Source organism: Streptomyces sp. NPDC104831, from assembly GCF_055583025.1.
Window position 1 is genome coordinate 17,351 of the sequence record NZ_JBVJOT010000065.1, and the last position, 23,720, is coordinate 41,070.

The 23,720-nt window shown below is 72.4% G+C and carries 18 protein-coding genes, 1 tRNA gene and 1 pseudogene; 10 read left to right on the forward strand and 10 right to left on the reverse strand.

Features of this window, described 5'->3' with window-relative positions:
* The 4 genes from ACZ63H_RS32555 to ACZ63H_RS32570 all read left to right on the forward strand — a co-directional run.
* Positions 1-998 (forward strand): tetratricopeptide repeat protein (locus ACZ63H_RS32555; RefSeq protein ID WP_469871305.1); only part of this gene is annotated, 998 nt, incomplete at its 5' end.
* Between the two features lie 4 nt (positions 999-1,002).
* Complete coding sequence (locus ACZ63H_RS32560) at positions 1,003-2,271, forward strand: PP2C family serine/threonine-protein phosphatase (protein WP_469871307.1); 1,269 nt, start codon at positions 1,003-1,005, stop codon at positions 2,269-2,271.
* Between the two features lie 115 nt (positions 2,272-2,386).
* Entirely contained in the window at positions 2,387-3,706 is a 1,320-nt protein-coding gene (locus tag ACZ63H_RS32565) for a vWA domain-containing protein (RefSeq protein WP_469871309.1), read from the forward strand.
* Between the two features lie 58 nt (positions 3,707-3,764).
* On the forward strand, positions 3,765-5,570 hold the full coding sequence (locus tag ACZ63H_RS32570; protein WP_469871311.1) for an FHA domain-containing protein: 1,806 nt from the start codon (positions 3,765-3,767) through the stop codon (positions 5,568-5,570).
* 3 nt (positions 5,571-5,573) lie between these two features.
* Here ACZ63H_RS32570 and ACZ63H_RS32575 read toward each other — a convergent pair whose 3' ends face one another.
* Positions 5,574-6,551 carry a methyltransferase domain-containing protein gene (locus ACZ63H_RS32575; RefSeq protein WP_469871313.1) on the reverse strand — a complete coding sequence of 326 codons (978 nt, stop codon included), beginning with the start codon at positions 6,549-6,551 and terminating at the stop codon, positions 5,574-5,576.
* A gap of 85 nt (positions 6,552-6,636) precedes the next feature.
* Between ACZ63H_RS32575 and ACZ63H_RS32580 the strand changes: the two genes are divergently transcribed.
* Positions 6,637-7,041, forward strand: a complete 405-nt coding sequence (locus tag ACZ63H_RS32580) for a globin (protein WP_469871315.1) — start codon at positions 6,637-6,639, stop codon at positions 7,039-7,041.
* A gap of 52 nt (positions 7,042-7,093) precedes the next feature.
* Here the strand turns inward: ACZ63H_RS32580 and ACZ63H_RS32585 are convergent, their stop codons facing one another.
* Genes ACZ63H_RS32585 through ettA form a run of 3 tightly spaced genes read right to left on the reverse strand, consistent with a single transcriptional unit; the run spans position 7,094 to position 9,873 of the window.
* The gene (locus ACZ63H_RS32585) at positions 7,094-7,774 is read right to left on the reverse strand and encodes a DUF8185 domain-containing protein (protein ID WP_469871317.1); all 681 of its coding nucleotides are present in this window, start codon (positions 7,772-7,774) and stop codon (positions 7,094-7,096) included.
* Positions 7,771-8,202, reverse strand: a complete 432-nt coding sequence (locus tag ACZ63H_RS32590) for an acyl-CoA thioesterase (RefSeq protein ID WP_469871319.1) — start codon at positions 8,200-8,202, stop codon at positions 7,771-7,773. Before ACZ63H_RS32590 ends, ACZ63H_RS32585 begins: the two co-directional genes overlap by 4 nt.
* A 6-nt stretch (positions 8,203-8,208) precedes the next feature.
* Positions 8,209-9,873, reverse strand: a complete 1,665-nt coding sequence (ettA, locus tag ACZ63H_RS32595; RefSeq protein WP_469871321.1) for an energy-dependent translational throttle protein EttA — start codon at positions 9,871-9,873, stop codon at positions 8,209-8,211.
* Positions 9,874-10,422: 549 nt separating this feature from the next.
* On the opposite strand from ettA, the gene ACZ63H_RS32600 reads away from it, so the two are divergent.
* Positions 10,423-11,097 (forward strand): lytic polysaccharide monooxygenase auxiliary activity family 9 protein, encoded by a 675-nt coding sequence (locus ACZ63H_RS32600; RefSeq protein ID WP_469871323.1) that lies wholly within the window; start codon positions 10,423-10,425, stop codon positions 11,095-11,097.
* A gap of 251 nt (positions 11,098-11,348) precedes the next feature.
* Complete coding sequence (locus ACZ63H_RS32605; protein WP_469871325.1) at positions 11,349-12,542, forward strand: cellulose-binding domain-containing protein; 1,194 nt, start codon at positions 11,349-11,351, stop codon at positions 12,540-12,542.
* Positions 12,543-12,800: 258 nt separating this feature from the next.
* Here the strand turns inward: ACZ63H_RS32605 and ACZ63H_RS32610 are convergent, their stop codons facing one another.
* From ACZ63H_RS32610 to ACZ63H_RS32625, 4 genes are all read right to left on the reverse strand, one after another.
* A complete protein-coding gene (locus tag ACZ63H_RS32610; protein ID WP_469871337.1) occupies positions 12,801-14,129 on the reverse strand; it encodes a TQXA domain-containing protein in 1,329 nt (442 codons plus the stop codon).
* A gap of 364 nt (positions 14,130-14,493) precedes the next feature.
* The gene (locus ACZ63H_RS32615) at positions 14,494-14,970 is read right to left on the reverse strand and encodes a single-stranded DNA-binding protein (protein ID WP_469871327.1); all 477 of its coding nucleotides are present in this window, start codon (positions 14,968-14,970) and stop codon (positions 14,494-14,496) included.
* A 379-nt stretch (positions 14,971-15,349) separates the two neighbouring features.
* Positions 15,350-17,764, reverse strand: coding sequence for a GTPase (locus ACZ63H_RS32620; protein ID WP_469871339.1), 2,415 nt, complete (start codon positions 17,762-17,764; stop codon positions 15,350-15,352).
* A gap of 171 nt (positions 17,765-17,935) precedes the next feature.
* A complete protein-coding gene (locus ACZ63H_RS32625; protein ID WP_469871329.1) occupies positions 17,936-19,543 on the reverse strand; it encodes a dynamin family protein in 1,608 nt (535 codons plus the stop codon).
* 321 nt (positions 19,544-19,864) lie between these two features.
* On the opposite strand from ACZ63H_RS32625, the gene ACZ63H_RS32630 reads away from it, so the two are divergent.
* A tRNA-Arg gene (locus tag ACZ63H_RS32630) sits at positions 19,865-19,940 on the forward strand.
* 178 nt (positions 19,941-20,118) lie between these two features.
* On the opposite strand, the gene ACZ63H_RS32635 is transcribed toward ACZ63H_RS32630, so the two are convergent.
* Entirely contained in the window at positions 20,119-20,526 is a 408-nt protein-coding gene (locus ACZ63H_RS32635) for a hypothetical protein (RefSeq protein WP_469871331.1), read from the reverse strand.
* A gap of 29 nt (positions 20,527-20,555) precedes the next feature.
* Positions 20,556-20,858 carry a hypothetical protein gene (locus ACZ63H_RS32640; RefSeq protein WP_469871333.1) on the reverse strand — a complete coding sequence of 101 codons (303 nt, stop codon included), beginning with the start codon at positions 20,856-20,858 and terminating at the stop codon, positions 20,556-20,558.
* 314 nt (positions 20,859-21,172) lie between these two features.
* On the opposite strand from ACZ63H_RS32640, the pseudogene ACZ63H_RS32645 reads away from it, so the two are divergent.
* Both ACZ63H_RS32645 and ACZ63H_RS32650 read left to right on the forward strand, forming a co-directional pair.
* A pseudogene (locus ACZ63H_RS32645) lies at positions 21,173-21,274 on the forward strand (NUDIX hydrolase); the annotation flags it as partial.
* A gap of 271 nt (positions 21,275-21,545) precedes the next feature.
* Positions 21,546-23,375, forward strand: a complete 1,830-nt coding sequence (locus ACZ63H_RS32650; protein ID WP_469871335.1) for an ATP-dependent nuclease — start codon at positions 21,546-21,548, stop codon at positions 23,373-23,375.
* Positions 23,376-23,720 lie beyond the last annotated feature (345 nt).

Consider the following 23,720-nt stretch of genomic DNA (forward strand, 5'->3'; position numbering starts at 1 on the left):
GGGCGCGCGCGGTCCGCACCGCGCGCGCCCCCGCGCCCGCGCCGCCCCCGGCGGCGCTCGTCCGGCGGGTGGACACCCGGGCCGCGGCGCTCGCCCTGCCGCTCCCGCTGGTCGACCCGGGCGACCCGGGCGCCGGTTTCCTCGCGGGCCTGCCGGCCTCCGTCCCGGCCGAGCTGATCGGCGCGCTGGCCGCGGCGCCCGCGCAGACCGTGGAGACCCGGCTGCGGCAGATCCGCGCCCGGCTGGAGAGCGGTGACCGGCAGGGCGCGCTGACGAGCCTCGCGCAGCTGGAGGAGGAACGGCCCGACGACTGGCGGGTGGTGTGGCACCGGGGCGTGGCCGCGCTGGTCACCGGCGACTTCGAGGGCGCCGCCCTGGCCTTCGACGCGGTCTACGACGCCTTTCCCGGCGAGGCCGCGCCCAAGCTGGCCCTCGGCCTGTGCGCCGAGGTGCTGGGCCAGCCGGACAACGCGGCCGAGTACTACCGGCTGGTGTGGACGACCGACCGGAGCTTCGTGAGCGCCGCGTTCGGGCTGGCCCGGGTGCGGCTCGCGGCCGGGGACCGGGAGGGCGCGGTACGGACGCTGGAGTCGGTCCCGGAGTCCTCCATCCACTACACGGCCGCCCGGGTCGCCGCCGTCCGGGCCCGGCTGAGGGGACGCGTGCCGGGCCCCGGTGACATACCGTTCGTGGACGACCTGACGGCCGCCGCCGGGCAGGTCGAGGCGCTCCGGGCCTACGGTCTGGACCCGGCACGGCGTGAACTGCTGGCGACGGAAGTACTCGGCGGCGCGCTGGACTGGGTACTCTCCGGGGGCCAGGGCGCCGGATCCGCCGCCGCGGGCCGGGTGCTGCTGGGCAGCGGTCTGGACGAGCGGGGACTGCGCTTCGGCCTGGAGCGCGCCTACCGCGCGCTGGCCCGGCTGGCGCCCGGCGGCAAGGAGAGGATCGAGATGGTGGAACGGGCCAACCGTTACCGCCCCCGGACGTGGGTGTAAGTCGATGTCGCAGATGCCCCGGCAGGCCGCACTGCCGAAGTGCCCGAGCTGCGCGGAGCCGGTGGAGCCGGGTGACCTGTTCTGCGGAGCGTGCGGATACGACCTCTCGGTGGCGCCCGCGCCGCCGCGGGACCATCCGACGCTCCCCCTGACCGGCTCCGCCGCGCCCGGCGCCGCAACGGACCGGCCCGCGCCCGCGGGCGCCGGCGCGGGCGGAACACCGCCGCACGGGCAGCCGCCCGGGGCCGGACAGCCGGACACCGAGGTCCGGTTCGACCGGCCGGACGAGCCCGAGGAGTACCCGTTGCAGGCACCGGACCCCCGGCTGGCCGCCCCGGCCGCCGCCCCCGCCGCCCCGGCACGGCTGTGCGTGGCCTGCCGCACCGGCCGGGTGGACGGCGACGGCTACTGCGAGAACTGCGGTCACGCCCAGCCCCGCGAACGCGACCACCTGGAGCGGGAGACGGGCCCGGTCGCGGCCGTCAGCGACCGCGGGCTGCGCCACCACCGCAACGAGGACGCCTTCGCGGTCGGCCACACCACGCTGCCGGACGGCACCCCGGCGGCGCTGGCGGTCGTCTGCGACGGCGTGTCCTCCGCGACCCGCCCCGACGAGGCATCCCTGGCCGCCTCCCGGGCGGCCGGCGACACCCTGCTGGCCGCGCTGCCGCGCGGCACCCACCCGCAGACGGCGATGCACGAGGCGATCGTCGCCGCCGCGCAGGCCGTCAACGCGCTCGCCGACGAGCCCGCCACGGCCCGCGAGCACGCCCCGCACCAGAACGCGCCGGCCTGCACGATCGTCGGCGCGGTGGTCACCTCCGGGCTGCTGGTCGTCGGCTGGGTCGGCGACAGCCGGGTCTACTGGGTGCCCACCGACCGCGCCGCGCCGCCCGCCCGGCTCACCGAGGACGACTCCTGGGCCGCGCAGATGGTCGCCGCCGGACTGATGAGCGAGGCCGAGGCGTACGCCGACGAGCGCGCCCACGCCATCACCGGCTGGCTCGGCGCCGACGCCTACGAACTGGAGCCGCACACCGCCTCCTTCCGCCCGGACCGGCCCGGCGCGGTGGTGGTGTGCACCGACGGGCTGTGGAACTACGCCGAGACGGCCGAGGAGATGTCCGAGGTCGTCCCGCCGGACGCGGCGGCCCGCCCGCTGCACGGCGCCCGGGTGCTGGTCGGGCACGCCCTGGACGGCGGGGGCCACGACAACGTAACAGTGGCGGTACTGCCGTTCCCCGCGCCGCCGCAGGGGGCAGGATCGGCCTGAAGGCCGTGTCCGACGGGACCACGGCACGGGGAAGCAGGGGCGGACCGGAGGGGACCGGGCCGCCCACGGCCGGCGCCTCGCCCGGGCGGGGCGCTTGAGGGGGATGCGTCACAGCATGGCCAGTTTCGCGAAGCCGGACGCGCCGCGGTTCTCGGTGGACGTCTATCAGAACGAGTACCTGCCCGAGGGCGGCAGCGAGGTCGACGCCATCGTGACGGTGACCGCGGCCGGCGGCGGCACCGCGTCCGCGCCGGTGCGCGCGCCCTCCGCCGCGGTGGCGGTCATGGTCGACTGCTCGGGCTCCATGGACTACCCGCCGGCCAAGATGCGCGGTGCCCGGGACGCCACGGCCGCCGCCATCGACACCCTGCGCGACGGCACCCGCTTCGCGGTGATCGGCGGCACCCATGTCGCCGAGGAGATCTACCCGGGCGGCGGGCGGCTCGCGGTCGCCGACGCCACCACCCGCGGGCAGGCAAGGCAGGCGCTGCGCCGGCTGCGCGCGGGCGGCGGCACGGCCATCGGCACCTGGCTGCGGCTCGCCGACCGGCTGCTGTCCTCGGCGGACGTCACGATCCGCCACGGCATCCTGCTCACCGACGGCCGCAACGAACACGAGTCGCCCGACGACCTGCGGGCCACCCTGGACGCCTGCGCGGGCCGGTTCACCTGCGACGCCCGGGGGGTGGGCACCGACTGGGACGTGAAAGAAGTCACAGGCATCGCCTCGGCTCTGCTCGGCACCGCCGACATCGTCGCCGACCCGGCCCGCCTCGCCGCCGACTTCACGGACATGATGGAGACGGCGATGGGCAAGGAGGTCGCCGACGTCGCGCTGCGGGTGTGGACACCGGTCGGGGCGGCCATCCGGTTCGTCAAGCAAGTCGCGCCCGCCGTCGAGGACTTGACCGAACGGCGCACCGAGGCCGGGCCGCGCGCCGGGGACTACCCGACCGGCTCCTGGGGCGAAGAGTCCCGCGACTACCACCTGTGCGTGACGGTCCCGCCGGCCGGGCTGGGCCTGGAGATGCTGGCCGCCCGGATCTCCCTGGTGGTCCCGCAACCGGACAAAACGGTACGGGACCTGGGCGCGCAGGGCCTCGTACGGGCCGTGTGGACCGACGACGTGGCCGCCTCCACCGCCATGAGCCCCCAAGTCGCCCACTACACCGGGCAGGCCGAACTGGCACAGGCCATCCGACAAGGCATCGATCTTCGCAAAGCGGGCGATATCGATGGAGCAACGGCCAAACTGGGCCGTGCCGTTCAGCTCGCGAACGCCTCGGGGAACGCGGATACTGCGAAACTGCTTGCGAAGGTGGTGGACGTGGTCGACGCCTCGACAGGTACTGTGCGGTTGAAGACGAGGGTCGCGGAGGCCGACGAGATGACTCTGGAGACCCGGTCCACAAAGACTGTTCGTGTAAAGAAGTGACCCCGCCGCAACCGGCGGGCACCGAGAACGGACCTTCAGGAGAAGGGGAAGCACCGACATGCCGACCTGCCCGAACGGACACCAGTCGGGTTCCGACGACTGGTGCGAGGTCTGCGGTCACCGCATGGCCGGTGCCGTACCTCCGCCCCCGCCGCCGCCCCCGGGCGCCGGCGGCTACGGCTTCCCGCCGCCCGCGGGTGCCGGCGCCCGGCCCGGCCCGGCCGCGGCCGGCTCCGAAGCGGAGCTGTGCCCGCAGTGCCGCACCCCCCGCGAGGGCGGCGCGCCCTTCTGCGAGGAGTGCCGGTGGAACTTCCTGACCAACACGGCGACCTCGTACACCCCGGCCGCCCCGCGCCCGCCGCAGCCGCGGTTCCAGCCGCCGAGCACGACGTACGGCGGCGGTGACGGGTACGAGTACCAGGGCTCGCGGCCCTCGCAGGTGAACCGGCCCGCCGAGCCGATCCCGTCCTTCGGCAGCGAGCCGTCGGGCCCGACCCCGTTCGGCGCCGACCGCTCCCCGTCCGCCCCGCCGGCACCCCCCGGCCCCGCGGGCGCACCCCCCTTCGCCCCCGGCGGCCACCGCCCGCCCACGCCCCCGCAGGGCTTCGGCCAGGGACCCGGCGGCCCCGGTGGTCATGGCGGTCCCGGTGGTCATGGCGGCCCCGGTGGTCCCGGTGCGGGTGGCGCGTCCGGTCCGGGCGGGTTCCCGGGCCAGGGGCAGGGCAGGGGCCAGGCTCCCGGCGGGCCCAACGGTCCTGGCGGTCACGGCGGCCCTGGCGGCCCCGGTCCCGGCGGTCCCGGCGGCCCTGGTGCCGGTCGTCCCCCGGGTCCGCCGTCCGGCTTCGGCGGGGGTCCGGGCCAGGGTCCCGGTTCCGGCGGTCCGTCCGGTTTCGGTCAGGGGCCCGGCGCCGGCGGCCCCTCCGGTCCGCCGTCCGGCTTCGGCGCAGGTCCGGGCCAGGGTCAGGGCCAAGGGCCCGGCTCCGGCGGCCCGTCAGGCTTCGGCGGAGGTCCGGGGCAGGGCCCCGGCGGTCCCCGTCCCGGTGGCCCCGTCGGTCCCGGCGGACCCGGCCCGGCCGGCTTCGGCGGCGACCCCTCGCGGCCCGTTCCGCCGCCGCCGGGACCGACGCCGCCCGCCGGTCCCGGCGGTCCCGGTGGTGCTCCGCAGGCGTTCCAGCAGGCCGGGGCCCCGGCCCCGCCCGCGTTCCCGCGCGGGAACCGCCGGCCCCCGGCCGGTGAGGACGACTGGGTGATCTCTCCGCCCTCGTCCGGCGGACCGGGCCAGGACCCCGGTGGCCAGGGCGGCGGCTACGGCTACCCGCACCCCGGCGCCACCCAGGCACCGCCCGGACCGGGCGGGCACGCGGGCCCGGGCGGACCGGGCGGCCCCGGCGGCTTCCCGCAGGCGCCCCAGGGCTCACAGCCGCCCCAGGCCCCGCAGCAGCCCCAGAACAGGGGCCCGGCCACCTGGACCGCGACCATCGGTCCGGACCGCGAGTACTTCATGGCGATGATGCAGCGCTCCGGCCCCGAGGCCGCGGGCCTGAACCTGCCCGCGTACTCGCCCGAGCAGCAGCGCACGCTCACCGGCAACCAGGTGACCATCGGGCGCCGCCGGCACTCCACCGGCGACACCCCGGACATCGACCTGTCGGTGCCGCCGGAGGACCCGGGCGTCTCGCACCAGCACGCGATGCTGGTGCAGCAGCAGGACGGCAGCTGGGCGGTCGTCGACCAGAACTCGACCAACGGCACCACGGTCAACATGTCCGAGGAGCCGATCCAGCCGTTCGTGCCGGTCCCGCTCCAGGACGGCGACCGGGTGCACGTGGGCGCCTGGACGACGATCACCGTCCGCCGGGGCTGACGCTCAGCGCAGCGGCCAGGCGTACGGCCCCTCCGGGTCGTCCAGCCAGGCCCAGGCGTGCTCGCCGCGGACGGTGACGCCGTAGCGGCCGTGGCCGGGCTCGCCCTCGCGCTCCCACAGCGCGTAGGCGTCCAGGGGATCGAGGGCGCCCCGGCTCAGCGCGAGCAGGAAGCGGAACGGCTCCTGCTCGCGGGCCCGGGCGGGCAGTCCGGCCAGGCCGACGCTGCCGGGCGCCGCCCCGCCCTGGCCGCGCAGCGGTACGAAGAAGACGGCCCCGGGCAGGAAGCGTCCCTCGGCGTGCCCGGCGTCCCGCACGGTCAGGGCGAGCAGGCCGGTGCCGAGCGGGGTGAGCACGCGCGCGCCCGGGCGGCACTGGGCGAGCCAGGCGCGCGGCACCGTGCACAGCTCGCAGGTGGCGATGATCCGGTCGTAGGGGGCGCGTTCGGGCACCCCGCGCGCGCCGTCGCCGGTGACGACGGCGGGCCGGAAGCCGGCCGCCGCGAGGTGCCGCCGGGCCGACTCGGTGATCTCCGGGTCCAGGTCGACGGTGGTCACCAGGTCGTCGGCGCCGAGCCGGTGGGCGAGCAGGGCCGCGTTGTAGCCGGTGCCGGCGCCCACCTCCAGCACCCGGTGGCCGTCCTCGACCCGCAGGGCGACCAGCATCCGGGCCATCAGGGAGGGCTGGCTGCTGGAGGAGACCAGCTCGCCGTCGCGCAGCCGGGTGGCCAGCGGCAGGTCCGCGTAGGCGCCGCGCACCCAGCGCTCCCGGGCCGCCGGGCCGGGGCTCTCGCCCCAGCGGCGTTCGTAACCGCGCGGCCCGGGGACGTAGTAGTACGGCACGAACAGGTGCCGGGGCACCGCCGCGAACGCCTCCCGCCACACCGGGTCCCCGGCCCAGGCGCCGTCGGCGTCGATCTCCCGCACCAGCTCGGCCCGCGCCGCGTCGGCGAGGGCCTCGGTCTCGGTGTCGTAGGCGCCCATGCGTCCACAGTAGGGGCGGGCGGCCCCCGCCCGGGGCGGTCCTAAGTCTTCGGTCCTGGGTCACCGCGTCTGAGACGATGGACGGGTGAATGAGATTCGGCGCGGCACGCTTCAGGAGCAGACCTTCTACGAGCAGGTCGGCGGGGAGGAGACCTTCCGCCGGCTCGTCCACCGTTTCTACGAGGGGGTCGCCGAGGACCCGCTCCTGCGGCCGATGTACCCGGAGGAGGACCTGGGCCCGGCCGAGGAGCGGCTGGTCCTGTTCCTGATGCAGTACTGGGGCGGCCCCACGACCTACAGCGACAACCGCGGCCACCCCCGGCTGCGCATGCGGCACGCGCCGTTCACCGTGGACCGGGCGGCGCACGACGCCTGGCTGAAGCACATGCGGGCGGCCGTGGACGACCTCGGGCTGTCCGAGGAGCACGAGCGGACGCTGTGGAACTACCTGACGTACGCCGCCGCGTCGATGGTGAACACCCCCGACTGACGCCACGGCGGCCAGGGACCGGGGCCGGGGGCCGGGGGCCGGGGGCCGGGGGTCAGCGGACGCTGACCCCGAGGGCTCCGAGCGGGCCCGCCTGCCGTACGGCCACCGAGCCGTACGGCGTCCGCAGCCGCAGCCAGGACCCCGAGGAGAACAGCCCGGTGTCGCCGGCTCCGGTGCCGGGCCTGAGGAAGCCCAGGGACTGGGCCGCGTGCACGGCCCGCACCGGCAGCCCGGTGTCCCCGATCCGCCGGGACCAGATGTCCCGCCCGATCCGGTCCAGCTCCGCGCGGGTACGGGCCTCGGGCGCCAGTTCCCCGGTGCGGGAACGGAACTCGGCCACCGCGGCGGCGACGGTGGCGCGCAGCGCGTCCGGCGCGGGCAGCCCCGGTTTGGGCCGCCAGCCGGCGCGCGGGGGCAGCACCCCGGCCCACGGCGGTCCGGTGACCGCCGCCGGCACGGCGGCGGTGGCCGCCCGCTCGTCCACCGACTCCAGGAGTTCGCCTGCGGAAACGGTGGTGTCGAGGGCGACGTCGAGCCCGTGCTCGTACGGCTTCGCGAGCCGCACCGCGCGCACGGCCAGCACCTCGAAGGAGGGCGGCCGGCCGAAGACGGCGAGCGCGGTACCGGCCGCCTGGAGGCGCACCGCGGCCCCACGGTCGTAGTGGAGCAGCCGGGAGAGGAAGGCGGCGAGGTCCGCCGCCTCCGTCTCGTCGGCCAGGTGCAGCACCGTCATGCGGCGACGGCCTCCCCCTCGGCCTCCGCGGCCTCCTCGCCGCCGTCCGTGTACTCCTGGAGGAAGTCACGCTCCTCCGCGGTGATCCGCCGCGGGCGCTGGGCGGCGAAGTCGAACGGGACGATGACCGTCGAGGCCCGGGCGTAGACGAGATCGCCGTCCTTCACCTCGTAGGCGAGGGTGAAGGAGGCGGCCCTGATCTCGCTGACCCACAGCTCGATGGTCACCGGCTCGTGCCGGTGGAGGAGCTGCCGCTTGTAGTCGATCTCGTGGCGCGCCACCACGGACCCCTGCTTGAAGTCCTTGTCCGGGCGGAACAGGAAGTCGATCCGGGCCTCCTCCAGATAGCGGAGGAACACCACGTTGTTGACGTGGCCGTACGCGTCCATGTCCGCCCAGCGCAGCGGGCAGCGGTAGATGTGGCGCAAGACCGATCAGCCCCGGGTCAGCTTCTTGTAGGTGGCCCGGTGCGGACGCGCGGCGTCCGCACCCAGCCGCTCGATCTTGTTCTTCTCGTACGACTCGAAGTTGCCCTCGAACCAGAACCAGTTCGACTCGCCCTCGTAGGCGAGGATGTGCGTCGCGACGCGGTCGAGGAACCAGCGGTCGTGGGAGACGACGACGGCGCAGCCGGGGAAGTCCAGCAGGGCGTTCTCCAGGCTGGAGAGCGTCTCGACGTCGAGGTCGTTGGTGGGCTCGTCGAGGAGCAGCAGGTTGCCGCCCTGCTTCAGGGTGAGCGCCAGGTTGAGCCGGTTGCGCTCACCGCCGGAGAGGACCCCGGCCGGCTTCTGCTGGTCCGGGCCCTTGAAGCCGAATGCGGAGACGTAGGCGCGGCTCGGCATCTCGACCTGGCCGACGTTGATGTAGTCGAGCCCGTCGGACACGACCTCCCACAGCGTCTTCTTCGGGTCGATGTTCTCGCGGCTCTGGTCGACGTAGGAGATCTTGACGGTGTCGCCGACCTTGATGTCACCGGAGTCCGGGGTCTCCAGGCCCTGGATCATCTTGAACAGCGTGGTCTTGCCGGCGCCGTTCGGGCCGATGACACCGACGATGCCGTTGCGCGGCAGCGTGAAGGACAGCCCGTCGACGAGGACCTTGTCCCCGAAGGCCTTGTGCAGGTCGTTGACCTCGACCACGACGTTGCCGAGGCGCGGGCCCGGCGGGATCTGGATCTCCTCGAAGTCCAGCTTCCGCATCTTGTCGGCCTCGGCGGCCATCTCCTCGTACCGCGCGAGACGGGCCTTGGACTTGGCCTGGCGCCCCTTGGCGTTGGAGCGGACCCACTCCAGCTCTTCCTTGAGCCGCTTCTGCCGCTTGGCGTCCTTCTGGCCCTCGACCTTCAGACGGGCGGCCTTGGTCTCCAGGTACTTGGAGTAGTTGCCCTCGTAGCCGTGGAGGCGGCCGCGGTCCACCTCGCAGATCCACCCGGCGACGTTGTCCAGGAAGTACCGGTCGTGGGTGACGGCGACGACGGTGCCCGGGTACTTGGCCAGGTGCTGCTCCAGCCAGTTCACCGACTCGGCGTCGAGGTGGTTGGTGGGCTCGTCGAGGAGCAGCAGGTCGGGCTGCTCCAGCAGCAGCTTGCAGAGCGCGACACGGCGCTTCTCGCCACCGGAGAGGTTCGTGACGGGCCAGTCGCCGGGCGGGCACCCGAGGGCGTCCATGGCCTGCTCGAGCTGGGCGTCGAGGTCCCAGGCGTTGGCGTGGTCCAGCTCCTCCTGGAGCTTGCCCATCTCGTCGAGCAGCGCGTCGGAGTAGTCGGTCGCCATCAGCTCGGCGATCTCGTTGAACCGGTCGAGCTTGCCCTTGATCTCGGCGACACCCTCCTGGACGTTCTCCAGGACGGTCTTGTCCTCGCTCAGCGGGGGCTCCTGGAGCAGGATGCCGACGCTGTAGCCGGGCGAGAGGAAGGCGTCGCCGTTGGACGGCTGCTCCAGCCCCGCCATGATCTTCAGCACGGTCGACTTACCGGCACCGTTCGGGCCGACGACGCCGATCTTCGCCCCGGGGAGGAAGTTCAGGGTGACGTCGTCGAGGATCACCTTGTCGCCGTGCGCCTTGCGCGCCTTGCGCATGGTGTAAATGAACTCAGCCAAGAGAAACCGTCCGGCAGCTTGAAATCTGGCAGTGGGCAGATACACCCCATCTTGCCTGAACGCCAGCCTTGGGTGTTAACCCGCCTGCTTCGGGGGCTGCGACCTGGGGCTTCACTGGAGGCGACGGCGGCTCGGCTCCCCTTGCCGGGCACCGTCGGGTGGCCTCGCGCGGCCTCGCGCGCCCAGCGACGACCGGGCGTTGATCACCGGGAACCGGCCACCGCACCGACGGCGCCCACCGGGCGGACGGGCCGCACCGACTCGGAATCCTCGGCATCCCCCTGGGGTGGGTCCTCCTCCCGAGCGAAGCGAATTCGCCACTCGCCTCCCCCAAGGGGTCACCGACGGCTTGCGTGCGTCCGGCAGGGAAAAGCGGTGTGAGGTTCAGTGCCATTTGTCGAAGCTTGGCCCAGGGGACGAGCCTTCAGGTTTGGCGGAAACGAAGCGTTGCCCCCTCGTTCCCGGCCGCGCAGCCTGGAGGCGCGGGAGCGCTCCCACGCCTCCTGCGACCCGCGCAGTGAAGACGTCCCCCACAGGAAGAAACCCGCAATGCATTGTCATGAGCATGCACCTCGCCACACCGTCCGCCGGCTGACGCTCATCCTGGGCACCCTCGTCGGCGTACTGATCAGCCTGATCACCTGGGGCGGCACCGCCTCCGCGCACGGTTCGGTGATCGACCCCGCCTCCCGCAACTACGGCTGCTGGCAGCGCTGGGGCAGCGACTTCCAGAACCCGGCGATGGCCCAGCAGGACCCCATGTGCTGGCAGGCCTGGCAGGCCAACCCCAACGCGATGTGGAACTGGAACGGCCTGTACCGCAACGGTTCCGCCGGCAACTTCCAGGCCGTCATCCCCAACGGGCAGCTGTGCAGCGGCGGCCAGACCGAAAGCGGCCGCTACAACGCCCTCGACGCCGTCGGCCCCTGGAAGACCACCGACATCGGCTCCGACTTCACCGTGAAGCTGTACGACCAGGCCAGCCACGGCGCCGACTACTTCCTGGTCTACGTCACCCGGCAAGGCTTCGACCCCACCACCCAGCCGCTGACCTGGCAGGACCTGCAACTCGTCACCAAGACCGGCAGGTACGCACCCAGCCAGAACTACTCGATCCCCGTGAGCACCTCCGGCTACACCGGCCGCCACGTCGTCTACACCATCTGGCAGGCCTCGCACATGGACCAGACCTACTTCCTGTGCAGTGACGTGAACTTCCGCTGACCCAGGGCCCCAACCGGCCTCACCGCTCACCGGCGCGGCCCGGCGCCGACCGGGCCGCGTCCAGCCCTCTACTTGGGAGCGCTCCCAGCATGGGAGCCCTCTCCTCTCTTCCTCTCCTCTCTTCCTCTTCTCCCGCCCCCGTCCCCCACCCCCTCCCGCCCTCGCCCCCACCTCCCCACCTCCCCACCTCCCCACCTCCCCACCTCCCCACCTCCCCACCTCCCCACCTCCCCACCTCCCCAGGAGGAGCAATGCCCCTACTGCCCGCGCGGTGCCCTCGATGGGTGCGCGGACCCTTGACGGCAGCCGTGGCCCTGATCGGGCTGGCGGTGTCCCTCCTGGTCGCGGCGCCCGCCAATGGCGCCGGCACCGGAACCGCCGCCGTATGCAAGGTCGACTACACCGTCAACGAGTGGTCCGGCGGCTACACCGCCCAGGTTCGCGTCACCAACCTCGGCCCCGCCCTGAGCGCCTGGCGGCTCACCTGGGCCTACGGCGGCGACCAGCACGTCACCTCCGCCTGGAACGCCACCGTCACCCAGACCGGCCGCTCCGTGACCGCCGCCGGCACGGACTGGAACGCCGCCCTGCCGAGCGGCGCCGCCGCCGACTTCGGGGTCCAGGGCACCTGGCAGTCCGCCGACCCCGCGCCCACCGATTTCAGCCTCAACGGCGTCTCCTGTGGCGGTGACGCCACCGAGCCGCCGACCACACCGCCCACCACACCGGGCACCCCGCCGCCCACCCAGCCGCCGGCCGGCTGCGGCGGCACCGTCCTGTGCGCCGACTTCGAGGACCAGTCCGGCACCTCCCCGTCCGGCGCCTGGCGCTTCACCGCGCCCGACTGCCAGGGCACGGGCACGGCCACCGTCGACACGGCCGTCGCGCACAGCGGCACCAGGTCGATCCGGGTGGACGGCCGGGCCGGCTACTGCAACCACGCCTTTGTCGCCGCCACCACCGACCTGTCGACGGCCGGCCCGGTGCTCTACGTCCGCATGTGGGTGCGGCACACCACCGCGCTCCCCTCCTCCCACGTCACCTTCGTCTCGATGCCCGACAGCTCCCAGGGCGGCCGGGCGCTCAGGGTCGGCGGCCAGAACGGCGCCCTGCAGTGGAACCGGGAGAGCGACGACGCCACGCTCCCCGCGCAGAGCCCGGCCGGGGTGGCGCTGAGCAAGCCGCTGCCGACGGGCAGTTGGCAGTGCCTGCGGTTCGCCATCGACACCTCCGCGCCCAAGCTGGACACCTGGCTGGGCGACCAGCAGGTGCCCGGCCTGCACGCCGACGGCGTACCCACCCAGGACGTCGACCAGCAGTGGCTCTCTCGGACCACTCCGCCCCGGCCGACCGCGCTGCGGCTGGGCTGGGAGAGCTACGGCACCGGCGACGACACCCTGTGGTTCGACGACGTGGCCGCCGGCTCGTCACCGATCGGCTGCTGAGGGGAGGACGCACCGGGATCCCGTACGCACCGGGTCCCCCGCGTCCGCGTCCGGGGTCCCGGCCGCTTCGATCCCGCACCCCGGGATCCCGGCGGCCGGGCTCATGACCACCCGGGCTCATGACCACCCGGGCTCATGACCACCCGGGCTCATGACCAGCGGGACTCACGGGCACCCGGACTCACGGCCACCCAGGCTCACCACCACCCGGGCTCAAGGGGCCGGTTCCCGCCCGGCACCCTCCGCCGGTCCCCTCCCTCACGCCTCCGGTGTCGTGTCCTTCCTGCGCAGGACGACCAGGACCGCGCCGCCGATCACGACCAGGCCGATGGCCACTCCGGCGATCAGGGGGGTGATGGCGGAGCCGCCGGTCGCGGCCAGGTCGGTGGTGTCCACGGCGTTGCCGCCGACCGAGGCCGGGCCGGGCTCGTTGGGGAGCCGGGCCGTCTGGGTCGTGAGCGCGCCCTGGGTCTTGCAGTCCAGGACGCCGGTGAAGCGGCGGCTGGGACCGTGGGGGCCGGTGATCGTGAAGTCGTAGGCCTGGTCCTCCTGGAGCGGCACGGTCACCGTGCGGGTCGTGCCCGCGGGGATCGTGTGGACGGCACCCATCAGCTGGAACCTGAACGGCTGGTCGCCCTTGTTGACCGCGGTGATGTCCACCCCGCTCCTGGCGCAGTTCTCGCGGGCCGACACCGCCGGTATCGCGCCCTCGGCGGCCCAGTCGGCCGTCGCGGTGGCGGAGACGGTGGACTCGCTGGAACCGGCCAGGATCTGGGTCTGGCTGCGGCTCTCGGAGGCGAAGGCCCGGCCCACCGGCACGGTCGTGGACGCCTGCACGGTCAGCTCGGCCGTGCTGTCCGCCGCGTCCTCGGGGACGTCGAAGTACAGCGGGCTGCCGTCCCTCGCCGAGGTGATCGGCTTGCCGTGCTTGTCGACGATCCGCACGCCGCTGGTGGCCGCGTCCGCCGGCGGGCTCACCGTGACCGCGTTCGCGCCGGTGTGCACGGTGACCGGGCCGAGCCGTTCGCCCGGCCGGCCGGCGACCGCGGGCGGGTCCAGGGTGAGCGAGGCCCGTGGTTCGGCGACGCCCCGGGCCCTCCTGTGGAGGTAGTCGGCGAGCTTCTCGGCCTGCGGGTCGAGGGCGTCGACGTCGGCGCCGTCGGAGTAGCGCCAGATGGCCACCTGGGTGCCGGCCGCCGCGTCCTGCTCGGTCAGTCCGCGCGTGCCCGCCTTCCGGGCCAGCGCGGCGAGATCGTTGACCTGGGGGTAGGAGTGCTGGAGTATCCAGCGGATCCGGCCCGCGTCCTTGTTGGTGCCCAGCGAGGTGCCGTTCCAGGACGTCTCCTGGTACCGGGCGTCCCGCTGGGTCGGGTTGTGCAGGTCGACGGAGTACGTCTGGAGGGTGCCGCCGCCGTCCACGGACATCTCGAACAGGCCCGCCGAGACCCGCAGGTCCCCGCCGTCCTCGTGGATCACGGCCTCGCCGTAGGTCTTCAGGCCGTTGTTGGTGGCCGTCGCCCCGCCCCCGGTCCGCGGTGCCTCGGCGGCCACCGCCGTACCGGCGCCGGACAGCACGCCGGCCGCCATGAGGCCGGACACCGTGGCGGCGGCGGCCAGGCGGGCGGTTCCGGTGGACCGGCACAGCCCAGAGAGCGCAGCAAGCACAGAATTCCCCTTCGAGCAGGACCCGTTGGACGTGGGGGACGGTCCCACCAGCAGAAATCGGCAGCCCCTAGGGGCACGCCCGGCATCCTATGGATCACTGGGAGGCCGACCCGTCGGTCTGATCATCCGATGGCCGATCCGATCCGTAATCGTTATCGCCGAGCCCTTCCAGGGGCCGGCCATATCGACAAATCCACTGCCCCTACGGCGTGTTCAGGCCATCCGGCAAGTGGCGGAAACGGTTCCGGCGGCCGGGCGCACACATCGGCGGCGGCAGCGCGTGACGCTACGTCACCGGTACGGGTTCCGCAGCCTGTTGGCCGGTCTGTTCGTCACCGGGGTCCGGTGGGCGCGGTGTCTCCCAGTCCGGCTCCGGGCGGGTCGCCGCGGGCGGTGCGTCGGGCCGGGCCGCGCGCTGGAACAGTGCCGTACCGCGCGTCAGGTCGTGGCCCAACGCCACGGCGTCGATGTCGGCGGAGGCCCACGGCTGCTGCCCCTCCCGTGTCTCCGTGCGCACCTTCAGCCGGCCCTGCACGACGACCGGCTGGCCCACCTCCACGCACGCGGCCACGTTGACCGCGAGCTGGCGGTTGGCCCACACCGTGAAGAAGTTGGTGTGCCCGTCCGTCCAGGCGCTCTTCTCCCGGTCCCAGTAGCGCGCGGTCACCGCCAGCCGGAACCGGGCCGACGGACCCGCCGCCGACTCGCGGTAGACCGGCTGGGTCGCCACGTTGCCCACCACGCAGACGATGGTCTCGTTCATGTCTCGCTCCCCTCCCCCGCCCGCGCGCTCCGGCCGGGCGGACACGCGTACGGGCCCGTCCCGTACGACTGCGTCTGCCGTGCCGGCGCGTACGACTGCCGTACGCGCCCGCACGTCCCGCCGATCGCCGCAACCGCCCGCCGCCTGTGCGGCCGGACCGCCCTGCGATCGCCGTGGCCTCAGACTGCCTCCGCCGGGCCGGGCCCGCCGAGCGCTGTGGACGGCCGCCCGCCTGTGGACAACTCCGTCACCCGCGCGGGTGAAACCCCTGGTCACTTCCCCGGCCCGCCCAACAGGTTCCGGCTCCACCCGGGACCCACTCCCCCGAACCGCCGGCGGACCCCGGCTCTCCGAGCCCCCCTCCGCCCGCCCGGCCCGCTCACACCACCCCGGCCCCGCTCCGGGCGACCTTCCCGTACTGCTCCCGCACCTCCCGGTACCGCAGCAGCTCCGCCGCCACCGGATCGAGCACCCGGGCCCGGCCGCAGCTCGCCGCCGCCTCCCGCAGGCGCCGCTCCGCATCCTGGCCGTAGCGCCGGGCGGGACCCCGGGCCGCGATCCGGCACCCCCACTCCACCAGCGGCCCGCCGACGATCCCGCACACCATCAGCAGCACCGGGACGCCCAGGTTGGGCGCCATCAGCCCGGCGATCTGCCCGGCGAGCCACCCGCCGCCCACGATCTGCACCAGCGTCATCGCCGCCTGGACCAGCACCGCCACCGGCCACCAGCCCGGCCGCGGCGGGCGGCCCGGGGGCAGCCCGGCCCGTGCCGCCAGGGCGTCCAGCGCCTCCGACAGCCCGTGCGAGCCGCGTACGGCCGCCTCGCGCACCGCCTGCGCCCACGGCGCGGGCAGCCCGGCGGAGGCCCGGTCGGAGACCGTCCGGACCGCCTGTTCCACCCGCTGCCGGGCCGTCGCCTCCTCGTCGGCCTGGGTACGGACCGCGTGCCGGCCCGTCGTGGCCTCGCCGCGGCCCTGGTACCAGCGCCACAGCCGCAGCCAGGGCGTGCCGCAGGCGCGGTTGGCGTTGCGCAGCCAGGCCCGTTCGGCGGCCTCGCCCGCCGCGGTGGCGCCCACCGCGTCCGCCAGCCGCGCGGCGAACTCCTCGCGCGCCTCCTCGGTGAGGCCGGCCCGCCGCCCGGTGGCGTACACGGGCCGCAGCCCGGTCGCGGCGGCGTCCAGGTCGGCCGCCACCCGGCGGGCCGCCGCACCGCGCTCCGCCACGAACTGGCCGAGGGTCTCGCGCAGTTCGCCGACGCCCTCGCCGGTGAGCGCGGACAGCGCGAGCACGGTGGCGCCCGGCTCGCCGTGCTCGCCGAGCGCGATGCCGTCCTCGTCCAGCAGCCGCCGCAGGTCGTCCAGCACCTGGTCGGCGGCGTCCCCGGGCAGCCGGTCCACCTGGTTGAGGACGATGAACATGACCTCCGCGTGCCCGGCCATCGGCCGCAGGTAGCGCTCGTGCAGCATGGCGTCGGCGTACTTCTCGGGGTCCACCACCCAGATCACCGCGTCGACGAGCTTCAGGATCCGGTCGACCTGTTCGCGGTGCTGCACGGCGGCGGAGTCGTGGTCGGGCAGGTCGACGAGGACCAGCCCGCGCAGCTGCCCCTCGTTGTCCGGGCTGTGCAGGGGGCGGCGGCGCAGCCGGCCCGGGATGCCCAGCCGGTCGATGAGGGTCGCCGCGCCGTCGCTCCAACTGCACGCGATGGGCGCGGCGGTGGTCGGACGGCGCACGCCGGTCTCCGAGATGGGCACTCCGGCGAGCGCGTTGAACAGCTGGGACTTGCCGCTGCCGGTGGCGCCGGCCAGGGCGACGACGGTGTGCCGGCCGGAGAGCTTGCGGCGGGCGGACGCCTCGTTCAGGACCCGGCCCGCCTCGGCGAGCGTGTGACTGTCCAGCCGGGTACGGGAGAGCCCCACGAGTTCGCGCAGGGCGTTCAGCCGGGACCGCAGCGGGCCGTCGTAGGCCAGCGGGACCGGGACGTGCGCGCCCGGCCCGCGGTGCGGCTGCTCCGCCGCCGAGGCGCGCTCGGCGGCGAGGGCGGCGGAGCCGGCCTCGGTGACGCGCCGGGCGATCAGGCCGTCGTCCCAGGTCTCCGAGGGGGTGGCGGATGCCTCGTCGGTGGCGGCCGGTTCGGGGGGCGTGGTGCCGGTGGCCGCGGCACGGGGCTTCGCAGAGTGCGGGGGGTGGGGGCGGGGCACCGAGACACCCTGCTCGGCGCCACGCCCGCGCGCGGGGCGGTCCCGGTCGGCGTTCCCGCCGGGCTCGGCGGGCCGGTCGCGGTCACGGTCGCGGTCCTGTACGGCGTGCCCGTCCCGCTCGTCTTCGGCATCCCGGCCGTGGTCACGCTCCCGGTCCCGGCCGTCAGGCTCCCACTCCCGGTCGCGGTCACGGTCGCGGTCCCGGCTACGGCTGTGATCGCGGTCGGCGCCGCGGCCGTGCTCGCGCTCGGAGCCGCGGCCGTGCTCGCGCTCGGAGCCGCGGCCGTGCTCGCGCTCGGAGCCGCGGCCGTGCTCGCGCTCGGAGCCGCGGCCACGGTCGGCCTCGGTGTCCCGGCCGTGGTCGCGGCCGGTGCTGTCCTGGTGGCCTTGGCCACGGCCGATGCCGTCCCGGTGGCCGCGGTCGCGGGCGGTGCCGCCCTGCCCGCCCTGGTGGGCCTGTTCCCGGCCGCCGTTCTCGTCGTTCACGCGCGCGTGCGGGGCACCGCCCCCGCTCCCGCCCTCCTCGCCCCCGTCGGCGTCGCGCCGGCCCTCGTGCGCGGGGCGGCCGTCGTCCCCGGCCTCCTCCTTCACCAGGCTCAGGCGGGCGTGCGCGAGGCCACCGGCGCGCTCGGTGCCGTCCGCGCCGCCCCCGCCGGCGCGCGCGCCGTTCTCCAGGGACCCGGTGTCGCCGCTGCCGCTGTCGGTGCGCCTCATGTGGTCGGTGTGCTCCGTGTGGTCCTGGTCAGTGACGGCGGTCACCGGTCACCTCTCCTTCTGCAGTACGGACAGCGCGGCGATGAGTTCGGCCTGGGGCTCGGGATGGACGTCCAGGGCGTCGAGCGGGGCGAGGCGCCGCTCGCGTTCGGCGTACATGACGCGGTCCACGTGCTCGGCGAGCAGCCGCCCGGCCCGGTCGCGCAGCCGGAGCACGCCGTGCGCGCCGAGCCGCTCGGCGAGCCCCTCGCCGGCGGTGCGCGCCCGGCGCCCGCCCAGTACCGCCGTGGCGACGAGGGCGGCGACGACCTCGGGATCGGGGGCGCCGGTGCGTTCCAGGACCCGTACCTCGTCCTCGGCGTACTCCTCCAGCTCGCGCCGCCAGCGCCGGGCCGCGAGCCCGATGCGGTGTTCGGCGCTCTCCAGGGAGGTGCCGCGGGGGGCCAGCTCGGGGGCGCGGGCGGCGGGTTCGCGCCGCCAGGCGTCGTCCACGCGCTCGTCGGCGGCGGTGACCGCGCACAGCAGCAGGGCGGCCAGGCTCTCCACGAGGGCGTCGAGGAGTTCCCCGGCGGTGCAGTCCAGGGGGAAGGCGCGCCAGCGCTTGAGGGCGTCCCCGGCGAGGACGGCGCCGGACTGCAGGCGGCTGCGCACGCGCGCGTGCTCGCTGTCGTAGGCGGCGTCCACGGCGGAGGTGAGCCGCAGGGCCGCCGCGTACTGGGCCGCGGCGGCGCCGGCCAGCTCGGGCATGCGGGCCTTCAGCGAGTCGAGGAGGCCGTAGGCGGTGCGGGCCATGACGTGCTGGCGGGCGGCCGGGTCCTGGGCGTGGTGGACGAGCCAGCTCTTCAGGGGCGCGACGGCGGTGGCGGGCAGCAGTCCGGCGCCCCAGGCGGACTCCGGCAGCTCTGGCACGGTGAAGCGGGGTACGTCGCCCAGCCCGGCCTTGGTGAGCAGGGCGCCGTACTGCCGGGAGACCTCGGAGACGACTTGGTGGGGCACGCGGTCCAGGACGGTGACGAGGGTCGCGTCGTACTCCTTGGCGGTGCGCAGCAGGTGCCAGGGGACGGCGTCGGCGTAGCGGGCGGCCGTGGTGACCATGATCCAGATGTCGGCGGCGCAGATGAGCTGTGCGGCGAGAGCGCGGTTGTCCGCGACCAGGGAGTCGACATCGGGGGCGTCGAGGAGGGCGAGGCCGCGCGGGAGGGTGTCGGCCGTCTCGACGCGCAGCACGCGCGCGTGGTCGTCGTCGGTGGGCGGGAACTCCTCGGTCGGGTCGCGGTCGGGGGCCCACACGCGGGTGAGGGCGGGGAGCACGCGCATGCCGCTGAACCAGTGATGATCCTCCGGATGGCAGACGAGGACCGGTGTCCGGGTGGTCGGCCGGAGCACGCCCGCCTCGCTCACCCGCCGGCCGACGAGGGAGTTCACCAGCGTCGATTTCCCCGCCCCGGTGGAGCCGCCGATGACGGCGAGCAACGGCGCCTCGGGGTGCCGCAATCGGGGGACGAGGTAGTCGTCGAGCTGCGCGAGGAGTTCGTCGCGGTTGGCACGCGCGCGTGGCGCCCCGGCCAGGGGCAGCGGAAAGCGTGCGGCGGCGACACGGTCGCGCAGAGCGGAGAGTGTGTCGAGCAGCTGAGGCCGTACGTCCAAGGTCACCACATGCGAAGAATGCCCAATTTTAGGGGAATTCTGAAGCATATGGACATGTCTGCGCGCCGACAGAACAGAACGGGCGGAAGGGATGACTGGGACACCGGCACGGGCCAGGCATAACGAGTGCACAACACCCGGAGCGTCAGGCGCCAAAAGCGATGCACGATTCGTACCTGCCTGCGATTATCAGGACCGCTTCACCGAACCTCCACATCGAGCCACGGAGGAGCGGCGACAGGGTCAAGGAACCGGGAGCCCTATCCTTGACCTCGGCAACGTCACGGATCGGCCCCCACCAGGCCACCAGGCACGAGGCCACCCCACCCGGCCCCCGTAGCTCAGTGGATAGAGCAGGCGCCTTCTAAGCGCTTGGCCGCAGGTTCGAGTCCTGCCGGGGGCGCCAGGCTCCGCCCTCCCGCTCGGGAGGGCTTTTCGCTGGTCAGCGCGGTTGCCAGTGGGCACGACGAAGCCCCGGACGCCCCGTCGGTGATCAAGGGCTGACTCCGGGGCCGTCCGACTGTCACCGGGTTCTCGCGGGTGGCCGTGTCGAATACGTGTCGAAGTTCTCGGCGGGTGGAAGATCAGCCGGCCCCCGGCACCTCCGCCTCCGCCTCCGCCTCCGGAAGATCACCCGCGGCCTCCAGCCGCCGCTTCAGGTCCGGCATCTGCCCGTCGACGCACCGGGCGTACGTCGCCAGCAGCACGGCGACGCTGTTCCCGGCCCACTCGGCCACCTGGGCGGGCGAGATCCCGTCGTTGAGCCACTTCGTCAGGCGCGTGTGCCGGATGTCGTACACGCGCCGTGCAGCGAACGACTCGAAGACGTGCGGGGGCAGTACGGTCTTACGCGCGCTGCGCCACGCCCGGCGGATGACGGAGCCGGCGAGGACGCCGCCGGACTCACCCGGGAAGAGCAGATCACCCGGCTGGAGCCGTTCGTCCTTGATGTGCTGCCGTAGGACGCGCGTGAGGGCCGGATGCCCCGGCACCGCGCGCGTCTCGCCCTCGGCACGGCCCTTCAGATCCCGTCGCTCGTGAATCTCCCCGTGTCGGTCCACTGCTTCCCGACTTCCGGCGTCGCCGTGTGGACCAGCAGCTCGCACCACTGGTCGTCGGCGTCGGGTTCCGGCAGGGTCACGTCCTTCACCCGCATGGCTACGGCTTCCTCGGGCCGTGGACCGCAGTAGTACAGCGTGGCGAAGAAGGGGTGGAGCCGCTTGCCGCCCCGCGGACGGCGCCGGATCCAGTCGAGGATCGCCGTCGCCTGCTCGGGATTCAGCAAGGACCGCTTGTCCACGGCATTCGTGGTCTTCGTGACCACCGTCGACTCCTTGCCCTGGGGAGGAGAGTTGGCCCGAAGGATGCGCCCCGGATCGCGTACTTCATGGCGACGTTGAGGATCCGGCGGTTGTTCTTCCAGGACCAGGCCGCCGCCTGCTCACCGTCAAGGCGGTTGTCGATGGCGCGCAGGACCTCGTCGACCTTTTCCGGGCCCCCCAGACCGAGACGGGCAGGGAGTTCCGCTCCACCCACTTCAGGATGGTCACCACGTCTGACGGCGCGTCCGGACGTCGGTTGCTGCTGAACGCCCATTCACGAAGGTCCGTCCCCACGACCGCCCGGCAGGCCAGAGAGCGCATCTCCGAAGTCTTCGCGGCGAGGTTCCTGAATGCCTTGGTCGGCAACGGCCCCCACGTGCGCCACCACGACGGCAAGCGCCTCATCCCAGCGGGATAAAACCTTCTCTACTTCATCAAGGCGGCTCGCTCCGCTCCCCGCGCGCGGCCCGGCCCCCGGCCGGGTCTGCGCTCCTGTCTCCGCCCCGCTCCAGCCCGGCCGGTGTCCGTGCCGCGCGCACAGCAATCAGCCGCCTGATGCCAGAGAAGGGGTACGTCGTAACTGGAGCGGCCAGTCTCATGTAAGTGCTGGCGCCGCGATCACTCGAAGATTTACCATGCGCAGGAACTGCCACGGCGCTCTGAGGGGGGAGTCAGTGCAAATTGACTCGTTGTTCGTACGCAACTTCAAAGGGATTCGAGAGTTCAGGCTTGAGAACCTAAGCAATACACCATTGGTAATCCTTGCAGGGAGGAATGGATCGGGTAAGAGCACGCTATTCTTGGCGATTTCTCTAGCCTGGAGTATACCCGATACCGACTCGGATTATTCCAGCCTGGTCGGCCCATGGGATAACTCCACCGAAATTCGCGTCACTTACGCACTCACAGAGACCGAACGGCAAGGTGTCTCAGCTTTCCAGAACGAGTCATCGAAAGATGAGTACGAGTGTCCGGACTCGGTTACGATGCACATAAAATTCAACAGGAAGAACGAACGTGAGTGGCCAGACGAAACCTTCTGGCCAGACATTCTCCGAAATTCTTCTTTCCAGAGAATGAATTCCTTTTGCAACCTAGACATCATCCCGGCCGAAAGATCTGTTTCAAGGGATGCAAGCGTACGAGTTGATCCGAGCCTGCTAGGACATGAAGCGATAGCGCGTTTGCGCACAGAAGCAGTAACGGCGCTTACTAGCGAGTGGTCGCGCTTCACGCTTAGCGATGTTCCGCAATACCTCACTTCGCTCGACTATGTGGACTTGGTGTCTCAAAGGAACGGAGACCCGAGCGACCAAAGCAGGTTGTCTGACTTCGAATTCATTGTAGAGAACTTTCACAAAGCTACAGGTAAGAGGATTCGCCGCCCCTCCCTACGGCAGGATGGAACAGTTTCGCTGTTGATTGAGACACCGTCTGGGAATAGGCATGACATCGGCAAACTATCGAGCGGCGAACTCGAATGCCTAGGCCTCATGTATATGGCTCGCAGACTAGCAGCCAAGGGCGGGATTCTACTTTTGGACGAGCCTGAGCTACACCTCCACCCGGCACTGCAGACGGCGATCACCAGCGTAGTTCAGGAGGGGATGCAGAATGCGCAGATGTGGCTATGCACTCATTCGCCCAGTCTGATCAACTCGGCACCGCTGGATGCGCTAATCAACGTCAGGCCCGCAAGCGCAGACGGGGCAAATCAAGCGGAGAGAGTATCTGAACAAGCCCTACGTCTAGATCTCATGACCGAACTTGGCATGCATCCGAATTCTGTCCTCCAGTACGACCGCATGATCGTGGTTGAGGGGGAGACGGACCGCAAGTATCTTCAAACCCTTTTCCCGCTCGAAACAGCACGCTCCTTGGTCTATGTCGCAGGCAACAAAGCTGCCGTCGTGTCCATGGCAAAGACTCTCGAAAAGAATGAGCAGCTATTTCCTTGGATAGCGGTTTGCGATCGAGACCTAGTGGACTCTTTCAACGGCGAGGGGCGCCTATGGGTATGGGGCAGAAGAATGATCGAGAATGTTTTTCTGGAAGGAAGGGTACTCAGTGCAGCCATCGGTTTGGTGGGACCCGCCATGACGCCTTCCGATGTCGAAGTAAAGCTAGCAGAGATTGCGGCTTCAGAAAGGGTAGATGTTGAGCGGCTACTCATCGAGGACACAGTGAAGGAGCGGGTGCGGGCAACCCTCAACTGCAAGATTGACAAAAATGATCTCGCAGCATTTTTTGAACTGGAAAAGCGGCGAGCTGAAGAGAGTTCCGCCATTATCGGCGCGGTGTCGACCGAGATAATCGAAAGGCTGGACAACGAATGGGCTGACTCGTGGAAAACTTTGGTGAACGGGAAGCGCGTTCTGGCAGATTTCCTAAGATACACGCCATTCAGGCGTCCTCAAAATCTAATGGACGCAGTGTGTACCGCCATCGCCCTACAGCCGGACGTTGAGCCCGAAGAAATCCGCGACTTCAGAGAAAGCCTAATTGCGGCAGGATTCTGAGAACCTTTAACTAGTCCCCGCCCGCGGCGGCGCCCCCGCCCAAGTTGCTTCGAAACGAAGGGTCATCACCCAAGGCATCATCACCGCGCTTCCGCCAGCACGGTTTGCTCTGACGGACGTCACCGGGCAGCGTGGCTGAGGCCCGGTGGTGGGTGCCCTGGCACACGCGCGCCTGATCGGTCGGCGCCCCGCCATCCTGGCTGACGTTCGTCGGCTGTCTCAGACGCTCAGGCCGAGTCTCCGCTCAGGGCGCCTTACAAGTCATCTCATTTGGCGAGTCGGCGGTAGCAGATGAGGGTGCAGGCGAGGCTGGTGAAGGCGAGGAAGTGCTCGGCTTTGCGTTCG

Coding starts and splice junctions, on each gene's coding strand:
- ACZ63H_RS32560 (WP_469871307.1), top strand. CDS start 1,003: ATGTCGCAGATGCCCCGGCAGGCCGCACTGCCGAAGTGCCCGAGCTGC.
- ACZ63H_RS32565 (WP_469871309.1), top strand. CDS start 2,387: ATGGCCAGTTTCGCGAAGCCGGACGCGCCGCGGTTCTCGGTGGACGTC.
- ACZ63H_RS32570 (WP_469871311.1), top strand. CDS start 3,765: ATGCCGACCTGCCCGAACGGACACCAGTCGGGTTCCGACGACTGGTGC.
- ACZ63H_RS32575 (WP_469871313.1), bottom strand. CDS start 6,551: ATGGGCGCCTACGACACCGAGACCGAGGCCCTCGCCGACGCGGCGCGG.
- ACZ63H_RS32585 (WP_469871317.1), bottom strand. CDS start 7,774: ATGACGGTGCTGCACCTGGCCGACGAGACGGAGGCGGCGGACCTCGCC.
- ACZ63H_RS32600 (WP_469871323.1), top strand. CDS start 10,423: ATGCATTGTCATGAGCATGCACCTCGCCACACCGTCCGCCGGCTGACG.
- ACZ63H_RS32605 (WP_469871325.1), top strand. CDS start 11,349: ATGCCCCTACTGCCCGCGCGGTGCCCTCGATGGGTGCGCGGACCCTTG.
- ACZ63H_RS32610 (WP_469871337.1), bottom strand. CDS start 14,129: ATGGCGGCCGGCGTGCTGTCCGGCGCCGGTACGGCGGTGGCCGCCGAG.
- ACZ63H_RS32615 (WP_469871327.1), bottom strand. CDS start 14,970: ATGAACGAGACCATCGTCTGCGTGGTGGGCAACGTGGCGACCCAGCCG.